The organism is Tractidigestivibacter sp. (assembly GCF_050946515.1).
GTDB lineage: Bacteria > Actinomycetota > Coriobacteriia > Coriobacteriales > Atopobiaceae > Tractidigestivibacter.
The window spans coordinates 165665-181089 of the sequence record NZ_JBMNUX010000005.1; the positions used below are offsets into that span (position 1 = coordinate 165665).

Genomic DNA, 15425 nt, shown 5'->3' on the forward strand with positions numbered 1-15425 from the left:
GGGCGCTCGAGCGGATAGTAATTCCGTCCGGACGCCCGTCTTATTCTTGCCGACAAGAGCCTATGTCGCGCTCCCGACTATGCGCGCTTCCCCGTAAACGCGAACGACCCCATGGGACTGTCGATCGCTCCGGAAAGCGTGTCCCCGTCACGCGTGCCATGGACGGTTGCGCCCATCTTTCTCATCATCGCCTTGACATGAATCTCGTAGCGAAATCCCGCAGCCGTCGCCTTGCCGCTCTCAATCTGCAGCTTCTTGCCCATGAACGTCATGGTTCCCGAAAGCGCGGTGCCGTCCGTCGCAAGGTCAAGCTCCGCTTGCTGCTTTCCCATGGGCGTGTCGACGCTCGCGGTATAGCGGCCCGCCAGCCCAGAGTCCGGCTCATCCGAGCCCTCGACGGCTCCCGCCTCCGGAGCGTCCTTCTCCCCCGCTTGAACAGGCGTGGCGGGAATGCTCACGGTGGAATTGTCGACCTGCGCTCCGTCGACCACGATGTTCTGCCCGGTGACATAGGACGCCATGTCGCTCGCAAGGTAGAGCACGGCGTTGGCGAGGTCCTCGGGGTAGCCCATGCGCCCCATCGGCATTCGCTGCCTGAGCATCTCGCCGACGCTGCCGCCCATGGACTTCAGACGGTCGAGCATCTCAGACGGCTCAACGCCGAGCTTGCTCTGGAGTTGCTCGGCAAAGTGGCCGCTTGCAAGCGCCGCGGCCTTCTCCTCGGTAAGGGTGGCACCGGGCGTCACGGCATTGACGGTGATGCGGTACCTTGCGAACTCCTTGGACATGACGCGCGTCATCTCCCAAACGCCCGCCTTCGAGATGGCGTATGCCGAGAACATAGGCGCCGCATTCACGCATGCGGTCGAGAGGAAGTTGATAATCCTGCCACCCCGCCCCTGGTCAGCCATGACGCGCGCCGCGGCAGTCGAGAGGAAAAACGCCGCCTTGGTGTTGATGTCGTGCATGGAGTCCCAGGTCTTCTCGTCGACGCTGAACGAGTCGCCCGGCGGGTAGATGGCCGCACAGTTCACGAGAATATCGAGACCGCCGAACTTCTCGCACGCGGTGTCGATAAGGCGCTGGCGATCCTCGGCGTCGCTGATGTCGGCCGTTACCGGAGCCAAGGTCCCGGGAAGCTCGGCAAACTCATCAGCGACGGTCTTGAGCTGGTCGGCGTGGCGTGCGCAGAACACGACGTTCGCGCCTGCCTAGGCAAAGCGCATCACGACGTACTTGCCAAGGCCGCGTCCTCCTCCGGTAACGATGGCGGTCTTGCCCTCAAGCGAGAGCAGCTGGTCGAACGGCTTGGGATCAGGAATGGTGAAGTACGACTGCATCATGAAAATACACGCTCCCTTTCGTTGGGGCTTCTCGTTGTTCCATGACGCAATCGTAATTAGACGAAATGTCTAGTTAAACAGAGGGTCCGGGTGAGTTTATCTAGTTTCGCTGAAAGGGGCACACGGACGCGGTCGAATCAACCCCGGTCGCGCGTCGCGATGGCCGACAGGGACGCAAGGATTCCCTTGCCAAGGGGGCTTTCCACCAGCTTCTCCATGCGCCCGACGTCGGCGTCTTCCCCCATATCGGCAATCATCGAAACGATGCCTCCAAAAATGAATGCGAGCTGGTCGCGTTCCGGCTGAAGAAGCTGCGACTCATCGATTCCCGCCGCGTCGAGCCAAAGCCTGGTAATAGAGTCGCGCAGTATGCCGGTAAGAAGCGAGGAGTCGCTGGCGGCGTAGAGACGCGCTCGACGAAAGTGGAAGGAGAGCTTGTCAGGATTCAGTGCGCCGCCAGCCTCCGTCGCCACACCGGAAAGAACAGGCAACATGATAGTCGGCAACTCTGGGAGCATGTTCTCCTTGAACACCTTCTCGGCAAGGTCCTCAATGCTCGAGAAGTGATAATAGAAGGTGTTGTGGTTGACTCCCGCCTTGGCCGAGATGGCCGAAACAGTAATTTGCGAGAAGGGCGTGCTGGCAAGCATCTCCCAGAACGCGTCCTCTATTCGATCGCGCGCGCTGGGGATGCTCGAATTTGCCTTTGGTCGTGCCATAAGTCCTCCTCGCAGCTCGGCAGGCTACAGCCCAGCCCGATATTCCGCAAGCCCCTTGCCGGTCCAGTTGGAAAACGACCGCAGAAGCGAGTTCACCTCGGCATACCCCAGAAGGTAGGCGATGTCGCGCGCGGGCATGTCGGTGTTGGCGGCATAGTGTCGGGCCAAGATCTCGCGTGTGTTATTGAGCTGCTTCTGGAACGTGGTATTCTCGGCCGCGAGCGCCCGCTGCAGCGAGCGCTTGCTCATCCCCAACTCGGAGGCGACATCAGCAATCATGGACATGTCCTGCTCAATGCTGCGCTCGCGCGCGAAGTCACCCTGCCCGCCGAAGCCCGCATTGTTGATGATCACGTCGGGGTTCCAGCCATTTGCTCTGCAGGCATCATAGATGGTCTGGGCTGCCTCGGGCTTCGAGAGGTCTACGGCGATGGTATGCGTCTCGACGCCATATGCAGCCGACGCCTCCTTTGCCTGCGCCTCAAGCTTTGACGCGTTGCGACCGACCAAGATCATGTCTCCGCCTGCTGCGCCATGAAGCTTCACAAAGCAGGTCCCGAGTCCGCCATATGATCCGGTGATAAGGGCGAGGTTCTTCATCATGAGTCTCCTTCTGACGCGTTGCCGTCTGTTGGGGTGCGTTTCGCTCGACGACGCACATACTACGGACCAAAACGCGCCAAGAGAACATCATGGGATGCCAACTAACTATCAAATCGCGCCAGCTCATTGCGACGAGCGCTCCGCTTGTGTCAGATGATGGAGCGTTCGTGCAGGCCATGCTGCATGTACGAAATCGTACTAGATTGGTAATGTACGATTTCGTACATGCATGAAGGAGACCAGCATGGCTCAGACAGACGAGGACGTCGGCGTCATCAATGGCGTCATCAACTCGGCGTTCCACCGGGCGGCGTTCAAGCTCGGCCTCAACGACAGCGAGATGAGCATCTTCTACGTCATCGGTCGCTACGGCGAAGGCTGCAACCAAAGCGAGCTCTACAAGCGCACCGGCCAGAGGCGCTCCACAATCAACTCCGCCATCCGCAAGATGGAGAAGGACGGCCTTCTCTATCTGGAGCCGGGCGACGGTCGCAACACCAGGGTGTTCCTCACCGAGAAGGGCAGAGAAAGGTCCCGCGACACTGTAGGACGGCTGCTCAACATAGAGGCGAGCATCGCCGATGCCTGGGACGAGAACGAACGCAAGGAGTTCGTCGAGCTAACCACGCGCTTCTTCACGCAGCTGAGTGAGGAAATCGAGAAGTTCTAGGGAGAGTGAACCATGAAGGAGATATTTCACAGGTCAAGCGTGCGAAAGTTCACAGACCAGCCGGTAGAGCCCGAGAAGGTCGAGCAACTGCTGAGGGCCGCCATGAGCGCCCCGACCGCTGGAAACCAGCGCGCCTGGGAGTTTTACGTCGTCGAGAACGAGGACATTCTGAAAAGGCTGGGCAGCAAGGACGTAAGCCCCTATTCCAGCCCCGCAAAGAACGCGCCCATGGCAATCGTGATCGCCTACAACGAAGACACTGCTATGCCGGAGTACAACGATATCGACGGCGCCATTGCAGCCGAGAACATCTGGCTTGAGGCGGACCACCTGGGGCTTGGCGCGGTCATGCTGGGCATCGCGCCACACAAGGAGCGCGTCGAGAAGGTGAACGAGATCCTTGGTCTTCCCAAGGGGAAGCAGGCGTTCACCATCATCCCTGTCGGCTACCCCGAAAGCGAGCGGGAGCAGCCCGACCGCTTCGACAAGAGCAAGGTCCACTACATTCGATAGAACAAAGGGCGGCGCTGCCGCCCTTTTTAGTGCGCCCACCCCTGCAGCGCGACCTTCTCGGCGAGCTCGCCGAGCTCTTTCGGGCTTATCGGCACGTCATCCAAAAGCCAGGTGCGCACGAGGCTATAGATGCCATTTTCAAGAAAGACCTGCAGGAGCTTCCGCGTGGACTGGCCGTAGCGCGAGAAGGCCGCGGCAATCTCCCCTTCCTGTCCGAGCCGCAGCTGAAAGAGCGCCAGAGCGAGCTCGGAAGGGGTGGCCTCGCTGGCAAACGCGGTCTTGGATATGCGCGCGTGCTCGCGAAGATACGAAGCAATGATTTCCACACGTCGCGCAAGCGTGAGCGGTTGCCCTTCTCGCTTCAAAAGCTCTTGGATTTCTTCGAAGACATCGTGCTCGACGTCGTCCAAAACGTCGGCGGGGTTCCCGTAGTGGTTGTAGAACGTTGTCCGGTTGATGCCCGCCGCCTTGCACAACTCGCTCACGCTGACCTTCTGGAGGGGCTCGGTTTCCAGCAGGTCAATGAGGGCCTCTTTTAACAAGCGCTTTGTCAGCCTGACGCGCTGATTTTCTTCGACCATCGCGCTCCTCTCGACATTTTCGATCGAACTGTCTCTCTCACGTCACATTGACTAAACGTGTAGTTGTGTAATCGACATTTGTCGAATTATAACCAAACGTATCGACCAAGATGCAAGGGGGAAGCGATGAGGTTCGTTCGGGACAACTGGTTCAGAGTCGGCTTTTTGGTGTTTGTCGCGATGGCATTTTGCGGGCTGCTGTTCCTAAGAAGCATGGGAACCGTGCAAACCCTCCTATATGCGTCGCTGATGGCGCTCCTCCTCCATCAATTTGAGGAGTACCAGTTCCCGGGAGGCGGCCCCGTGGTCATCAACCGCTATTTCTATGGTGCAGACGAGCAGCTATTCCGCCATTATCCGGGCAACTGGAACTCAAGCATGATAGTGAACCTGCTCTCATACGTGTTCTACGCCCTGGCGCTCGCGTTTCCTGACCTCGCCTGGCTCGGCATGGCAACCATGTTCTTCGACCTGTATCAGGTGCTCGGTCACGGCATCCAGATGAACGTGAAGATGCACACCTGGTACAACCCAGGCATGGCAACCTCCGTGTTCCTCTTCCTGCCCATCTCGGTCGCCTACATCTCGGTCACGGCCGGCCAAGGGCTGATCGCGGGAATCCAATGGCTCTATGCGGTGCTCGCGTTTATTGGAATAGCTCTCTGCAGCGTTGTTGCCCCGGTGCAGCTGCTCAAGCGCAAGGACTCTCCCTATGACGTCCCCGAATGGCAAGTTGAGCAGCTCGAGAAGGTCCGCGCGTTTGCAACCTTCGGCACCCAGGCGACGAACAAGGATGGTGAGTAGGCAATGGCTCGAAAGTTTGTCTACAGCTGGTACAAGATTTCGGCCTACGTCGCAGGTGCGATTGCCATCGTTCTCGCAATGGGCGTCTGGAACCTTCAGCAGCGGATGGTGCTCGCCTCGATGGCGGTGCTGTTCCTCCACTTCTTTGAGGAGTTCGGCTGCCCCGGAGGCTTCCCGCGCATGGGATTGTACGTAGAGATGAAGATCACCGACCGCGACGCGCGACATTGGAGCCTGAACCAGCTGAACGCGCTCTTCGGCAACTGGTGGTTTGCCATCGTCGTATTTGGGAGCGCGCTGGCGCTGCCGGACGTTCGCTTCTTGACGCTGACGGTGGCGTTGTTCGCCTTCCTAGAGGTGGCAATGCACCTGATGGGGTTCCCTCTGGGAATCAAGCGCCTCTACAACCCTGGGCTTGGGACGGCAGTGTTCGGGCTGCTCCCCGTGTCGCTCTGGTACTTGGCGCAGACCGTTCCAACAGGCGCCTATACCGGATGGGACGTCCTTCTCGCCCTAGCATGGATCGTGTTCAATTACTGGCTCGTGTTCCGCAGCCCGCTCTACACGTGGATGGGAAGCAAGTCTGGCACTTGGGCGTTTACGGAGGAGGAGGTAGCGCTGTCCGACCCCTTCCTCAAGAATGTGGACCTCAGGGCAAAGCGCTAAGGGGCCCAAGCGGAAGAAAGGCATCAGGCAAGGTTGAGTTGTTGGTACGGTTTCTAATAGTGTGACCCCTTATCTGTCCTTCCCGAAAGATACCGACCATTGTGGGACCGCCCCAGAGCCGATACTTTCGAGGCAAGCGCTTGTGCATAGCGCGCATTTGCGTTCGCAGGACGATTGGTCGTTGAAAAAGGGGGCGCGCTTCATGTACCAAAGCAATCTTGATAGCATGATGGCTTCTCGAAGGATCGACCGGAGGAATTTCGTCAAGCTCTCCGCTTCTCTGGGGGCAGGCGCCGTCGCCGCAGCAGCCCTTGACGGATGCGCCAAAGAGACCCAAGACTCCACAGACGCAATTGCCCAGGACGACGCCCAGACAACGAGCGGCTCGGCGATAAAAACAGACAGGAGCACGCCCGGAGCGGTAAAGGTATACGCGACGCGCAACATCACGCCCGAGGGTCTCGTGGCTGTATACGAGGCGCTTGGATGGCAGCCGACCGGCAACGTGGGCATCAAGCTTCATATGGGCGAGGAGGGCAACCCCTACTATCTACAGCCGACCCTTCTGGAGCCGCTGGTCAAGCAAGTGGATGGCACGTTCATCGACAGCACAGTACTTTACGGGACGCGTTCTACTGCTGACGGGTACGCTTCGCTCGCGAGCGAGCACGGATTTACGTATGCGCCTGTTGACATTCTCGACCGCGATGGCGGAATGACTCTCTCTATCGAGGGCGGCGCGCAACTTACCGAAGCGGAGGTCGGCTCTCATTTCGCGAACTACGGCTCAATCATCTCGATTGCCCACTTCAAGGGGCATGCGATGGCGGGGTTCGGCGGAACCTTTAAGAATCTCGCGATAGGGCTAGCCACCATCCCTGGAAAGATGTCCGTCCATACAAGCTCCTTCACTACCGGAGCGCCATTCGTCGAGCGCGTAGCCGAGTTCGCCAAGGGAGTCTTCGATGCGATGGGAGACCGGATGGCATGCATCAACGTGCTGAACAACATGTCAGTAGACTGTGATTGCGATGGCTCGCCGGCAGAGACCGTCGATGACCCAATGGACGGACTCGTGCGGGCGTTCGCGAGCCTTAGCGAGACGCACGTCATGCAGCTTGGCGTGCTCTTCTCCCCCACCAACCGCTCGAGGTTTACCGAAAAGCTCAAGCGAGCGGTCACGCCAATCTATGCCCAGCGGCTGAGTGCAGACCTGAAAGACCCGCACGTTCGGGCGCTGTTCGACATGTTCTTCTCCGCGATCTTCTCGCAGATAGCCACATGGTTCGGTGGAGAGAGCTCCCTCTCGTCCGATGAGGTGCTGGCGCTGAACCGAAGCCTGTTCGAGGGGTGGCTCGTGCCGCAGCTGGAGGAGCAAACAGACAAGTAGCGCCGAAGCCGAATGCCCCGCCCCGAGCACTAAAGCACGCCGGAGACGGGGCATTATGCATCGTGACAGTCGGTTGATTCGCTAGGACTCAGCGGTGGCGGTGCCCCTCACGCTCTGCTCGCCGTTCCAGCCGAAGCGGTCGCCGATTGCGTGGACGAACTTGCCAGAGAGGGGCGCCACGACCAGCATCTGGATAGGCAATGCAATGGTGAAGTTGTAGGGGAACAGGGTGAAGAACGCGCCAACGGTCTGCTGCCCCACCCCGAACGCCATGATGGCGCCGAAGATGGTCATGCAGACGGTCATGAGGACGACCATGACGAACTTGATGGTGATGCCCCACCAGACGCCACGGTCATCCTCGTTGCAGAACATGCTCGCGAGCTTGCGGGAGAGCGGCGTGCACATGAACAGGTCGCAGATCATCCCCACCAGATAGCCCAGCGGGAAGCTGACAAGCGCGTTGGTCCAGGCGACGGCGCTAAGGTCGCCCGTGCGGACGCCGTAGTTAAGTGCCGCCATCACGTAGATCATGATTGCGGACATGGTGAAGCTGAAGAGAATTCCTTCTTTGCTGTTTCTGGGCATAGAAAAGCCTTTCTCGCTCGTTGTGCCCCTCCTCTGACGGGGGCGCAACGCAGCGGGAAAGGCCAGCTGCTGAGGGCGACTTCCTTACGGCGGGCATACGTCCGCCGTGAGATCGGGACTCCTTTAGAACCGAGTGGTCATTCTAGCCGACGGAGCGCCCAAGGACTGTCCATCTCCACAAGTTCCCCTTGGTTTGAGGCCGCTAGATTGACTTGCCAAGGAGGTAGGCCTTCTCGACCTCGGGCTTACCCTCGATGTCACCGATGGCCCCGTTGCCACCAGCGAGAACCGAGCCGAGGTTTTTCCACTGCAGGTGCCCCATAAGGTGGTCGTACCAGCTCAGGGCGTCCTCAAACGCGCTGCCCTCTGCCGCCATCAGCAAGACTCCCGCCTTGCCGTTGCCACGCAGGCGCTGGCCATCGCCCTCCTCAAGGGCAAAGAGGCGATCGATCGCGGTCTTCAACTGACCGCTCACGTTCCAGTAGTAGAGCGGGGAGGCGAGAACGACGACGTCCGCATCCCTGACGGCAGGGTAGATCTTTGCCATGTCGTCCTTTTGCACGCAGGGGCATTCCCGCGCGCTGTGGCCACCGAAGCAGCCCATGCAGCCATTGATCTCCATGCCCTGGAGGAAGAACTCGGTCACCTTGTTGCCGCTCTCCTCAGCCCCCTTCGCTAAAGCCTTCGCCAGCGTGGAGGTATTGCCCTTGCGACGAGGACTGCCATTCAGAATAACGATGTTCTTGCTCATGCTTTCCCTCCGCCTTCCAACTCGCACGATCGAGCCTAACGAGCTTGGAGCTGGCTACTTCGTGCCCTTCATCAGGTCAACGCCATTGTGCCACGCGCTCCCAACCTGATCGCCTATCGCGTAGTAGCCGCTGCGCATCTGGTCGAAGGCGAACGCGTGGAGCTTACCCGCGTCAATCCTGCCCTTCTCGTCGAGCACGCCCTCGTCTGCGACGACGTTGACAATCCTTCCGAGGACTCGTAGTCCGTACGGCTGGTCCTGCATCTCGACGACCTCGCACTCAAGAGTGACGGGGTACTCCTCGACAATCGGCGCGTCGACGCGCTCGCTCTTCCGGGCATGTAGCCCGCTCCGCTCGAACTTGTCGGGCATCTTGTTGGCGGTCGCGATGCCGAAGAAGTCGGACTCGTCCAGCGTGTCGGTACCGGGGACGGCGAGGGTAAACGCGCCACGCGCCCTGATGTTCGCCACCGTCTTGTGCTGAGCCTCAAGGTTCAAGGCCACCATGTCCTCCGCGCAGATGCCGCCCCACGCCATCATCATCTCGTCGACGGTGCCGTCCTCGTTGTAGGTGCCAATCATATAGGTGGGCATCGGGAACAGGTACGGCTTTGCTCCAAGATCCTTGGTCATTTTTCATGCTCCCTACTGCTGAATCGTGTTGGAGTTCTGGTTGTAGGCCTTGGCGACGCACTTCCACTCGCCATCCATCTTCAGCATCAGCAGCACGTCGGTGAAGTCGATGCGATTGCCCCAGCCCTCTTCCAGAACGCGGACGACGGCGATGGACTCCTCCACCATGAGCACGTCCACACGGGCTTTGAAGTTGTCGCCACCAGGGACGGTATCTACGTTGTGGTAGAACTGCTCGATCGAACCGTGCTCGAGCTTGCCGTCCAGATAGCCGAACAGGACCGCCTCGTCAGAGAAGAGCTCCCGCGCGTACTTGCTGTTTCCTTCCGCAACGCTCTTGACGAACTTCATCGCTGCTTCCTCAACAGCCTGGTACTCCTTGATCTCCGACCTCATCTTTGCCTCCTTGCAGACGTTCGTGCAGCAGATACATGATTGACAACCCTTCTCGCTCAACATATATTCTGGCTACAGTAACGACAAGTACGCACATTCAGGTAATGTACTGGCATAAAGGAAAGTGTATGGGCGAGCGCTGCATATCTGACGAGAGTCTGGGCGAGACGGGGTTCAGCTACACCTTGTCGCTAATCAACGGCAAGTACAAGATGACGATTCTCTACACCCTGATGGAGTTCGGCGTGGTGCGCTTCAACGAGATGCAGCGCTACATCGGGGGCATCTCCTACAAGACGCTCAGCTCCACGCTCAAGGAGCTCCAGCGCGACCAGCTGGTCCACCGGGAGGAGTACCCCCAGGTTCCGCCCAAGGTGGAGTACTCGCTGACCGAGCGGGGAAAGTCGCTCATGCCCATCCTCGACCAGATGTGCGAGTGGGGAGACACGCACCGGTTGTAGGGGCTAGGATGAAACAGGCAGCGGCTAATTGTCCTGGTCCACGATCGTCGGGTGCGTGTACTGGCCGTGGCTTCTCGTCTTTTTGTCGTACTGGATGGCGAACTTCGGACAGCTGTGGAGGCAGCGCAGGCACATGACGCAGCGCTCCTTGACCCAGACGGGCCGGTCGTCGCGCATCTCGATTGCCTGCACCGGGCACCTCTTAGCGCACAGCCCGCAGCCAATGCAGCTGTCCCCTACGCTGAGGTGACTGGTCTTCCGCGCGAAACCGTCGTAGAGACCCTGCGCTACCTTGGAGACGGGGTAGCTGTGCTGGTGCTCCATGAAGTTGCCGACAGAGCCCGACAGGATCTTCTCGGCGATTGCGTCGATCTGCTCGGGCTCCGCCTGGTTGAGCCTCCGCACGGCATCCCTGTCGCTGAGGTCAAACCCCGGCGTCCAGGTGTCTGGCATCCGGATGCAAAAGAACGCGTCAATGGTGATGCCGCTATGGTCCAGAAGCTTCTTCGCAAAGGTCGGCGTTGCCCCAGGGGAGCTGCCATAGCTCGCGACGAGGTAGACGTAGTGCCCCTTTGAGCTGCCCGAGAGCTTCTGGAGGAACTCGGAGACTATGGACGGAAAGCCGTAGAAGTAAGTTGGGAAGGCAAATCCTAGCCTCTCCCCCTTCGCAAGAGAGACCTCGTAGCGGTCATCGTCAATCATCTTGGCGATTGAGACGGCGTGGTCGTCAAGGCGCTTGGCCAGCTCTGTGGCCACAAAGCGGTTGTTGCCGGTTGCCGAGAAGTACAGGATCATGGCTGGACCCTTCCTATAAATGCGAGTCACCTTGTTGATGGTACCCATGTAAGAGCTGCGAGGTGGCTCAGGGTGAGCTTCCGCGCGTGGTGGACGTCACGCCAGCACGTTCGCTGCGAGGTGCGAGAGGTATGAGGCCATCTCCCGGTCGCTCTCCGGGCATCCTGCCTCGAGCCATCGAATCAGCGTGCCGTACATGGCACTGGGAAGGGCGTAGACATCGTAGTGGCGAATCGAGTTCGCCGGCATGTCCCCGATGGACTCCGCCGCAAAGTCTGCCATGAGCTGCAGCAGGGAGGGAGAGAACCCGTTGTTGTGGAGGGAGAGGATCTCCCGGCGCCTCAGCCGATAGTGGCGGACGAACACTTCCAGGACGTCGGTGCTAAGCTGTGATTTCTCAATCTGGTCGGTCTTGAGGCCGACGTCTTCCAGAATCTGGCTTCGCACGCCGGCAAGCATGGAGACCATGATGTCCTCGATGGAGCCGTAGTTGCGGTAGTAGGTGGCTCGCGCCACTCCGGCCTTTCTCACTATGTCCGTCACGGTGATGGACGAGTAGTTCTTCGTCTGCAGCAGCTCCATGAGGGCGTTCTCGATGGACGACCGGGCCCTCGCGTTTGCCTCTCTTCTCCTGTCCATGCCTTCCTTTCGCCATTAGAGCTCTTTCGCCAAACGGAGACACATCGGGAAATTATGTCTCACGTCGGGATATTGATGATACACATTGACTCACATCATAATCAGGCTGCCTTGTTCCAGGGGGCTTCCAAAAGACCCCCGCTCACGAAAGGAGAACGGCAATGGCGGACCTGAAGATCAAGGTAATAATCGACGGCGTGGAGTTCACCGAGTGGCAGCTGGACCGATACGAGTACGAGCGCACGCTGCACTGCCTGCACGAGTTCAAGTACCTAGGGGCGGACGTGGTCTACGAGGGCCGCTCTCTGAGCCATGAGGACATCAACTGGCTGGAGCCGGCGGACGCGAAAAAGGCCCTGGTGGACTTGAAGGTGGAGCTGGGGCCGGACAGGGTCAACCAGATTATGAAGCCAGTCTCCGACGATGCCGAGCTTCGCTGGAAGGCCTACAACGAGGAGCCCATCGCCAGCCAGGGCTACCAGTTCGGGACCACCGAGATGGAAGTAACCGGCATCGACATGACCAAGGTCGCCGGAGGGCTCGGGCACCTCGGCGACAAGGACGAGCGCTTCCCCTTCGAGATCTTCCCGGAGCACTACGGCGTTGAGGGCGAGGTTGAGACCGGGCAGGCTATCTTCGAGGCCTTCGGCATGTTCGGAGAACCGGTTCACACCTACGGGGTCGGCAGCACGAAGGAGATCCCGGCGGACTTCCCCTTCCAGCGCGACCCAGCGTACCCGGGAGTCATGTTCGGGGAGCTGGGCCTGAAGAGCGACGGCACCAACATCCATGTGGGAGCAATCCACGAGATCTGCCCGCTTCCGGGCGGCGTCAAGACCAAGTCCACGTTCTTCTGCCCAAAGAACGCACCGGCGGCCATCCCGGAGGGTCACAAGCTCCACTTCGCCCTGGAGATGCGCGGCAACTTCCGCAGCATCTATGCAGCACAGCAATAGGAGGGAAATGGCGGCACACGTCGCCAATGCTTGGTTTGCGTTGTCGCGACCAGCTCCAACTTATTCCACATGAGCTTTCGTACTTGCAAGCTTGTGGCGCCTTCATACTGCCTGTTGTATTGCGGCCGACGGACCATGTGCCCGTCGGCCGCACCATCCTGGCAGCATCGCGTCGTCCAATCCGGATCACGCCTTGGCGGCAGCTCGTTCCCGCAGCTTCTTGTAGATGGCGGGAGCCACCGTATCGTAGATGGAGTGGCAGAACTCGTCCACGGGAATGGCATTGCCCGTCTGTCCGCGATACCTGAGCGCATCGCAGACGCCTCCCGTCATGAAGGAGAGGAGGACGTTCGTCTGGTAGTCGGTGGAGTCCGGGTCGACATCCAGCGCACGCGCGAGAGCGGAGCTGATGAAGGCGGTGATGTGCTCCCTACCCTGACCCGTCGCGTTGAGTGCCACAAGCGAGCAGAGCTGGTCGAGCATCTTGACCTCTGGGGAGTCGGCGGCCGAAACGTCCTGCACCCAATCGCCGCTCAGGACCTTCTCGATGACCGCGTGGGTGGTCCGGCCGATGCCCGACTGCTCTATGGCGGCCTGGCGCAGGTCCTCGATGTAGTTGAAGTGGTAGTAGAACGTGGTCTTGTTGCACCCTACGGCGTCAACGACCATCTTCACCGTGATCTCGTCGATCGGCACTTTGCGCGAGAGCCTGATGAACGCCTCGATCATCTGAGTTTTCGCGTCGTATCTCGGGTCGTCCTTTCGGGGCCGTCCCATGGAACCCTCCTCCTTCCGAATGCAACCTCCGCGTCGAAACCGATGCATTACGTCGTCCCTGTTGGATGCCATACTACCGTTAATGCAACTATAGGTTGTATTAATTCCCAAAAGGGAGTGGACGCACCAACGAAAGGAGTTCCGCCATGGAACGGATGCGGCTCATGGACAGGCCGGAGGACTTCGAGAAGCTTGGCATCAACCCCAGCAAGGTCGAGGAGTGGGAGGACGGCCGCCGAGGCACGGACGGGCCGGGCGAAGGCGGCGTGTGGTACTTCGACGCCACGTTCGACGACGGCACGAAGTCCGTGGTGGCATTCCGACCGAAGGAGCCCTCGAAGATGATGCTCGCGGGGGACTCCCCCAACCTGAACATCGCCATCAACCCGCCCGACGGACGCACCCTGCAGGAGTTCGCCTACGCGAGCACCGAGGACTCGCACGTCGGCACCGACAAGTGCGACGTGCACTTCGGCCCGAACTGGTGCACGGGCGACTTCAAGGACTACGACGTGCACGTGGAGGAGACGAACGGCCTCGCGTGCGACCTGCACTACCACGCGCTCGTCGAGCCGTTCCGCCAGGGCACGTCAATCATCGCGCTGGGCGACGAGGACCAGTACCACTACACCGACCTGAGCGTGCCGAAGTGCCGGGTCACGGGCAGGCTGCTTTACGACGGCGCCTGGCACGACGTGCAGGGGTTCGGCTACCACGACCACCAATGGGAGAACATCTCCCCGCTGCTGGCGTTCCACCACTGGTTCTGGGGCCGCATGTACACGGACAAACACGTGGTCTATATCTACGAGTTCGTTGGCAACGAGCGCTTCGGCTTCACGCATGTGCCGTACTTCATGGTTGCCGACAACGATACCGGCAAGATCGTGTTCTCCACCAACGGAGACTACCAGCTTGAGACCGAGAAGGAGATGCAGCCCACCATCGGCCGCCCCTTCCCGAAGACGAGCCGCTACGTGTTCGACAACGGCGACGGGAACCGCGCCGAAATGACGGTCACCTGGGAGCAGGAGCTCGAGGTGCGAGACATGTACGGAAGCGCCCCCGCAAACGCCGCCGAGGCGAAGAGGCTCCAGGAAAAGCTCGGCGACATGGCCAAGGTCGTCGGGGGAACCAAGGAGCAGTTCGACGCCATGGGCATCGCGCCGGCATACATGCGCTACTACGCAAAGGGCAGCCTGAGACTGACGCTGGGCGACAAGGTCGAGGAGAGCAGCGGCGACATGATCTACGAGTACAACTACACGGGTCGCGAGGACCCGCGCGCCGGAGTGTAGCCAGTCCGAAAAATACTGGGGCATTGGAGGGGCTCTGCCGAGCATACGGCGGAGCCCCTCCCCTTTCTGCGAATACCGTGGTTACCGCCTGCGGTGGCATGGGTCGAGGCACGCTTCTAGGATTTGGCAACGGGATGCGTGTACTGGCCATGGTCCCTCGTCTTGTCGTCGTACTGGATGGCAAACTTCGGGCAGTTGTGGAGGCAGCGCAGGCACATTGCGCACTTCTCCTTTGTCCAGACGGGTCGGTCGTCCCTCATCTCGATAGCATGGATCGGGCACCTCCTGGCACAGAGCCCACAGCCGATACACCCGCCCCCGACGTGGAGGTGGCTGGTCCTCCGAACGGACCGGTTGTACATGCCCTGTGCGACCTTGGAGACGAGGTAGCCGTGCTGGTGCTCCATGAAGTTGCCGACGGAGCCCCGCCGGACCTTCTCGACGATCCAGTCGATCTGCTCGGGCTCCGCATCGTTGAGCCTCCGCACGGCATCCCTGTCGCTGAGGTCGAACTCCTGCGTCCAGGTGTCCGGCATCCGGATGCCGTAGAACGCGTCGATCGTGATGCCACTGCATCCCAGGAGCTTCCGCGCGAAGGTCGGGACCGCCCCGGGAGAGGTGCCGTAGCTCGCTGATGTTACCCCATGGGAGGGAGGGGACGACCTCCGTGCCATGACGCAAAACGCCCGAAGTGCATGCTCTTCTCGCCACCGACTCCAGACAAACACCCAGCAAAAAAGTACTGCAGAGGGCTCCGTCGAGAACCGACGGAGCCCTTCGTCTGCCTGCAGGGGTTGTAGACGTCTCTCGGGGGGTTGAGGCTGGCTCGCCTACTCCCACTC

Annotated in this window: 20 protein-coding genes and 1 pseudogene; 8 read left to right on the forward strand and 13 right to left on the reverse strand. The window is 60.1% G+C overall.

What is annotated here, in order from left to right; translation table 11 throughout:
• Window positions 1-77 precede the first annotated feature (77 nt).
• The 4 genes and pseudogenes from ACOYJL_RS04855 to ACOYJL_RS04870 form a co-directional block, all read right to left on the reverse strand.
• Window positions 78-1199, reverse strand: a pseudogene (locus ACOYJL_RS04855) (SDR family NAD(P)-dependent oxidoreductase); the annotation flags it as partial.
• Between the two features lie 12 nt (window positions 1200-1211).
• The gene (locus tag ACOYJL_RS04860) at window positions 1212-1343 is read right to left on the reverse strand and encodes a hypothetical protein (protein ID WP_433569096.1); all 132 of its coding nucleotides are present in this window, start codon (window positions 1341-1343) and stop codon (window positions 1212-1214) included.
• 137 nt (window positions 1344-1480) lie between these two features.
• Window positions 1481-2062, reverse strand: a complete 582-nt coding sequence (locus ACOYJL_RS04865) for a TetR/AcrR family transcriptional regulator (protein WP_433569097.1) — start codon at window positions 2060-2062, stop codon at window positions 1481-1483.
• 24 nt (window positions 2063-2086) lie between these two features.
• Window positions 2087-2665 carry an SDR family NAD(P)-dependent oxidoreductase gene (locus tag ACOYJL_RS04870; protein WP_433569098.1) on the reverse strand — a complete coding sequence of 193 codons (579 nt, stop codon included), beginning with the start codon at window positions 2663-2665 and terminating at the stop codon, window positions 2087-2089.
• A 244-nt stretch (window positions 2666-2909) separates the two neighbouring features.
• On the opposite strand from ACOYJL_RS04870, the gene ACOYJL_RS04875 reads away from it, so the two are divergent.
• Together ACOYJL_RS04875 and ACOYJL_RS04880 are read left to right on the forward strand one after the other, a co-directional pair.
• Window positions 2910-3335: a MarR family winged helix-turn-helix transcriptional regulator gene (locus tag ACOYJL_RS04875; protein WP_433569099.1), complete on the forward strand. Its 426-nt coding sequence runs from the start codon at window positions 2910-2912 to the stop codon at window positions 3333-3335.
• Between the two features lie 12 nt (window positions 3336-3347).
• Window positions 3348-3848: a nitroreductase family protein gene (locus tag ACOYJL_RS04880; RefSeq protein ID WP_433569100.1), complete on the forward strand. Its 501-nt coding sequence runs from the start codon at window positions 3348-3350 to the stop codon at window positions 3846-3848.
• Window positions 3849-3874: 26 nt separating this feature from the next.
• Here the strand turns inward: ACOYJL_RS04880 and ACOYJL_RS04885 are convergent, their stop codons facing one another.
• On the reverse strand, window positions 3875-4429 hold the full coding sequence (locus tag ACOYJL_RS04885; protein ID WP_433569101.1) for a TetR/AcrR family transcriptional regulator: 555 nt from the start codon (window positions 4427-4429) through the stop codon (window positions 3875-3877).
• Window positions 4430-4642: 213 nt separating this feature from the next.
• Here ACOYJL_RS04885 and ACOYJL_RS04890 point away from each other — a divergent pair, with 213 nt between their 5' ends.
• The 3 genes from ACOYJL_RS04890 to ACOYJL_RS04900 all read left to right on the forward strand — a co-directional run bounded on the left by ACOYJL_RS04890 (window position 4643) and on the right by ACOYJL_RS04900 (window position 7289).
• Window positions 4643-5233, forward strand: a complete 591-nt coding sequence (locus tag ACOYJL_RS04890; RefSeq protein ID WP_433569102.1) for an HXXEE domain-containing protein — start codon at window positions 4643-4645, stop codon at window positions 5231-5233.
• A gap of 3 nt (window positions 5234-5236) precedes the next feature.
• Entirely contained in the window at window positions 5237-5899 is a 663-nt protein-coding gene (locus tag ACOYJL_RS04895; protein WP_433569103.1) for an HXXEE domain-containing protein, read from the forward strand.
• A 202-nt stretch (window positions 5900-6101) separates the two neighbouring features.
• On the forward strand, window positions 6102-7289 hold the full coding sequence (locus tag ACOYJL_RS04900) for a DUF362 domain-containing protein (protein WP_433569104.1): 1188 nt from the start codon (window positions 6102-6104) through the stop codon (window positions 7287-7289).
• An 81-nt stretch (window positions 7290-7370) separates the two neighbouring features.
• Here ACOYJL_RS04900 and ACOYJL_RS04905 read toward each other — a convergent pair whose 3' ends face one another.
• The 4 genes from ACOYJL_RS04905 to ACOYJL_RS04920 form a co-directional block, all read right to left on the reverse strand.
• Window positions 7371-7877: a hypothetical protein gene (locus ACOYJL_RS04905; RefSeq protein ID WP_433569105.1), complete on the reverse strand. Its 507-nt coding sequence runs from the start codon at window positions 7875-7877 to the stop codon at window positions 7371-7373.
• Between the two features lie 202 nt (window positions 7878-8079).
• On the reverse strand, window positions 8080-8628 hold the full coding sequence (locus ACOYJL_RS04910) for a flavodoxin family protein (RefSeq protein WP_433569106.1): 549 nt from the start codon (window positions 8626-8628) through the stop codon (window positions 8080-8082).
• Window positions 8629-8682: 54 nt separating this feature from the next.
• The gene (locus tag ACOYJL_RS04915) at window positions 8683-9261 is read right to left on the reverse strand and encodes a flavin reductase family protein (protein ID WP_433569107.1); all 579 of its coding nucleotides are present in this window, start codon (window positions 9259-9261) and stop codon (window positions 8683-8685) included.
• 12 nt (window positions 9262-9273) lie between these two features.
• The gene (locus ACOYJL_RS04920) at window positions 9274-9657 is read right to left on the reverse strand and encodes a nuclear transport factor 2 family protein (RefSeq protein WP_433569108.1); all 384 of its coding nucleotides are present in this window, start codon (window positions 9655-9657) and stop codon (window positions 9274-9276) included.
• A 128-nt stretch (window positions 9658-9785) separates the two neighbouring features.
• Here ACOYJL_RS04920 and ACOYJL_RS04925 point away from each other — a divergent pair, with 128 nt between their 5' ends.
• Window positions 9786-10118 (forward strand): winged helix-turn-helix transcriptional regulator, encoded by a 333-nt coding sequence (locus ACOYJL_RS04925; RefSeq protein ID WP_433569109.1) that lies wholly within the window; start codon window positions 9786-9788, stop codon window positions 10116-10118.
• A gap of 24 nt (window positions 10119-10142) precedes the next feature.
• Here ACOYJL_RS04925 and ACOYJL_RS04930 read toward each other — a convergent pair whose 3' ends face one another.
• The gene (locus ACOYJL_RS04930; RefSeq protein WP_433569110.1) at window positions 10143-10913 is read right to left on the reverse strand and encodes an EFR1 family ferrodoxin; all 771 of its coding nucleotides are present in this window, start codon (window positions 10911-10913) and stop codon (window positions 10143-10145) included.
• A gap of 96 nt (window positions 10914-11009) precedes the next feature.
• Entirely contained in the window at window positions 11010-11552 is a 543-nt protein-coding gene (locus ACOYJL_RS04935; RefSeq protein WP_433569111.1) for a TetR/AcrR family transcriptional regulator, read from the reverse strand.
• A gap of 161 nt (window positions 11553-11713) precedes the next feature.
• On the opposite strand from ACOYJL_RS04935, the gene ACOYJL_RS04940 reads away from it, so the two are divergent.
• On the forward strand, window positions 11714-12508 hold the full coding sequence (locus tag ACOYJL_RS04940; protein WP_433569112.1) for a hypothetical protein: 795 nt from the start codon (window positions 11714-11716) through the stop codon (window positions 12506-12508).
• Window positions 12509-12694: 186 nt separating this feature from the next.
• Here the strand turns inward: ACOYJL_RS04940 and ACOYJL_RS04945 are convergent, their stop codons facing one another.
• On the reverse strand, window positions 12695-13285 hold the full coding sequence (locus ACOYJL_RS04945; protein ID WP_433569113.1) for a TetR/AcrR family transcriptional regulator: 591 nt from the start codon (window positions 13283-13285) through the stop codon (window positions 12695-12697).
• Between the two features lie 146 nt (window positions 13286-13431).
• Between ACOYJL_RS04945 and ACOYJL_RS04950 the strand changes: the two genes are divergently transcribed.
• A complete protein-coding gene (locus ACOYJL_RS04950) occupies window positions 13432-14583 on the forward strand; it encodes a hypothetical protein (protein ID WP_433569114.1) in 1152 nt (383 codons plus the stop codon).
• A gap of 116 nt (window positions 14584-14699) precedes the next feature.
• Here the strand turns inward: ACOYJL_RS04950 and ACOYJL_RS04955 are convergent, their stop codons facing one another.
• Window positions 14700-15257, reverse strand: coding sequence for an EFR1 family ferrodoxin (locus tag ACOYJL_RS04955; RefSeq protein ID WP_433569115.1), 558 nt, complete (start codon window positions 15255-15257; stop codon window positions 14700-14702).
• Between the last annotated feature and the right edge of the window lie 168 nt (window positions 15258-15425).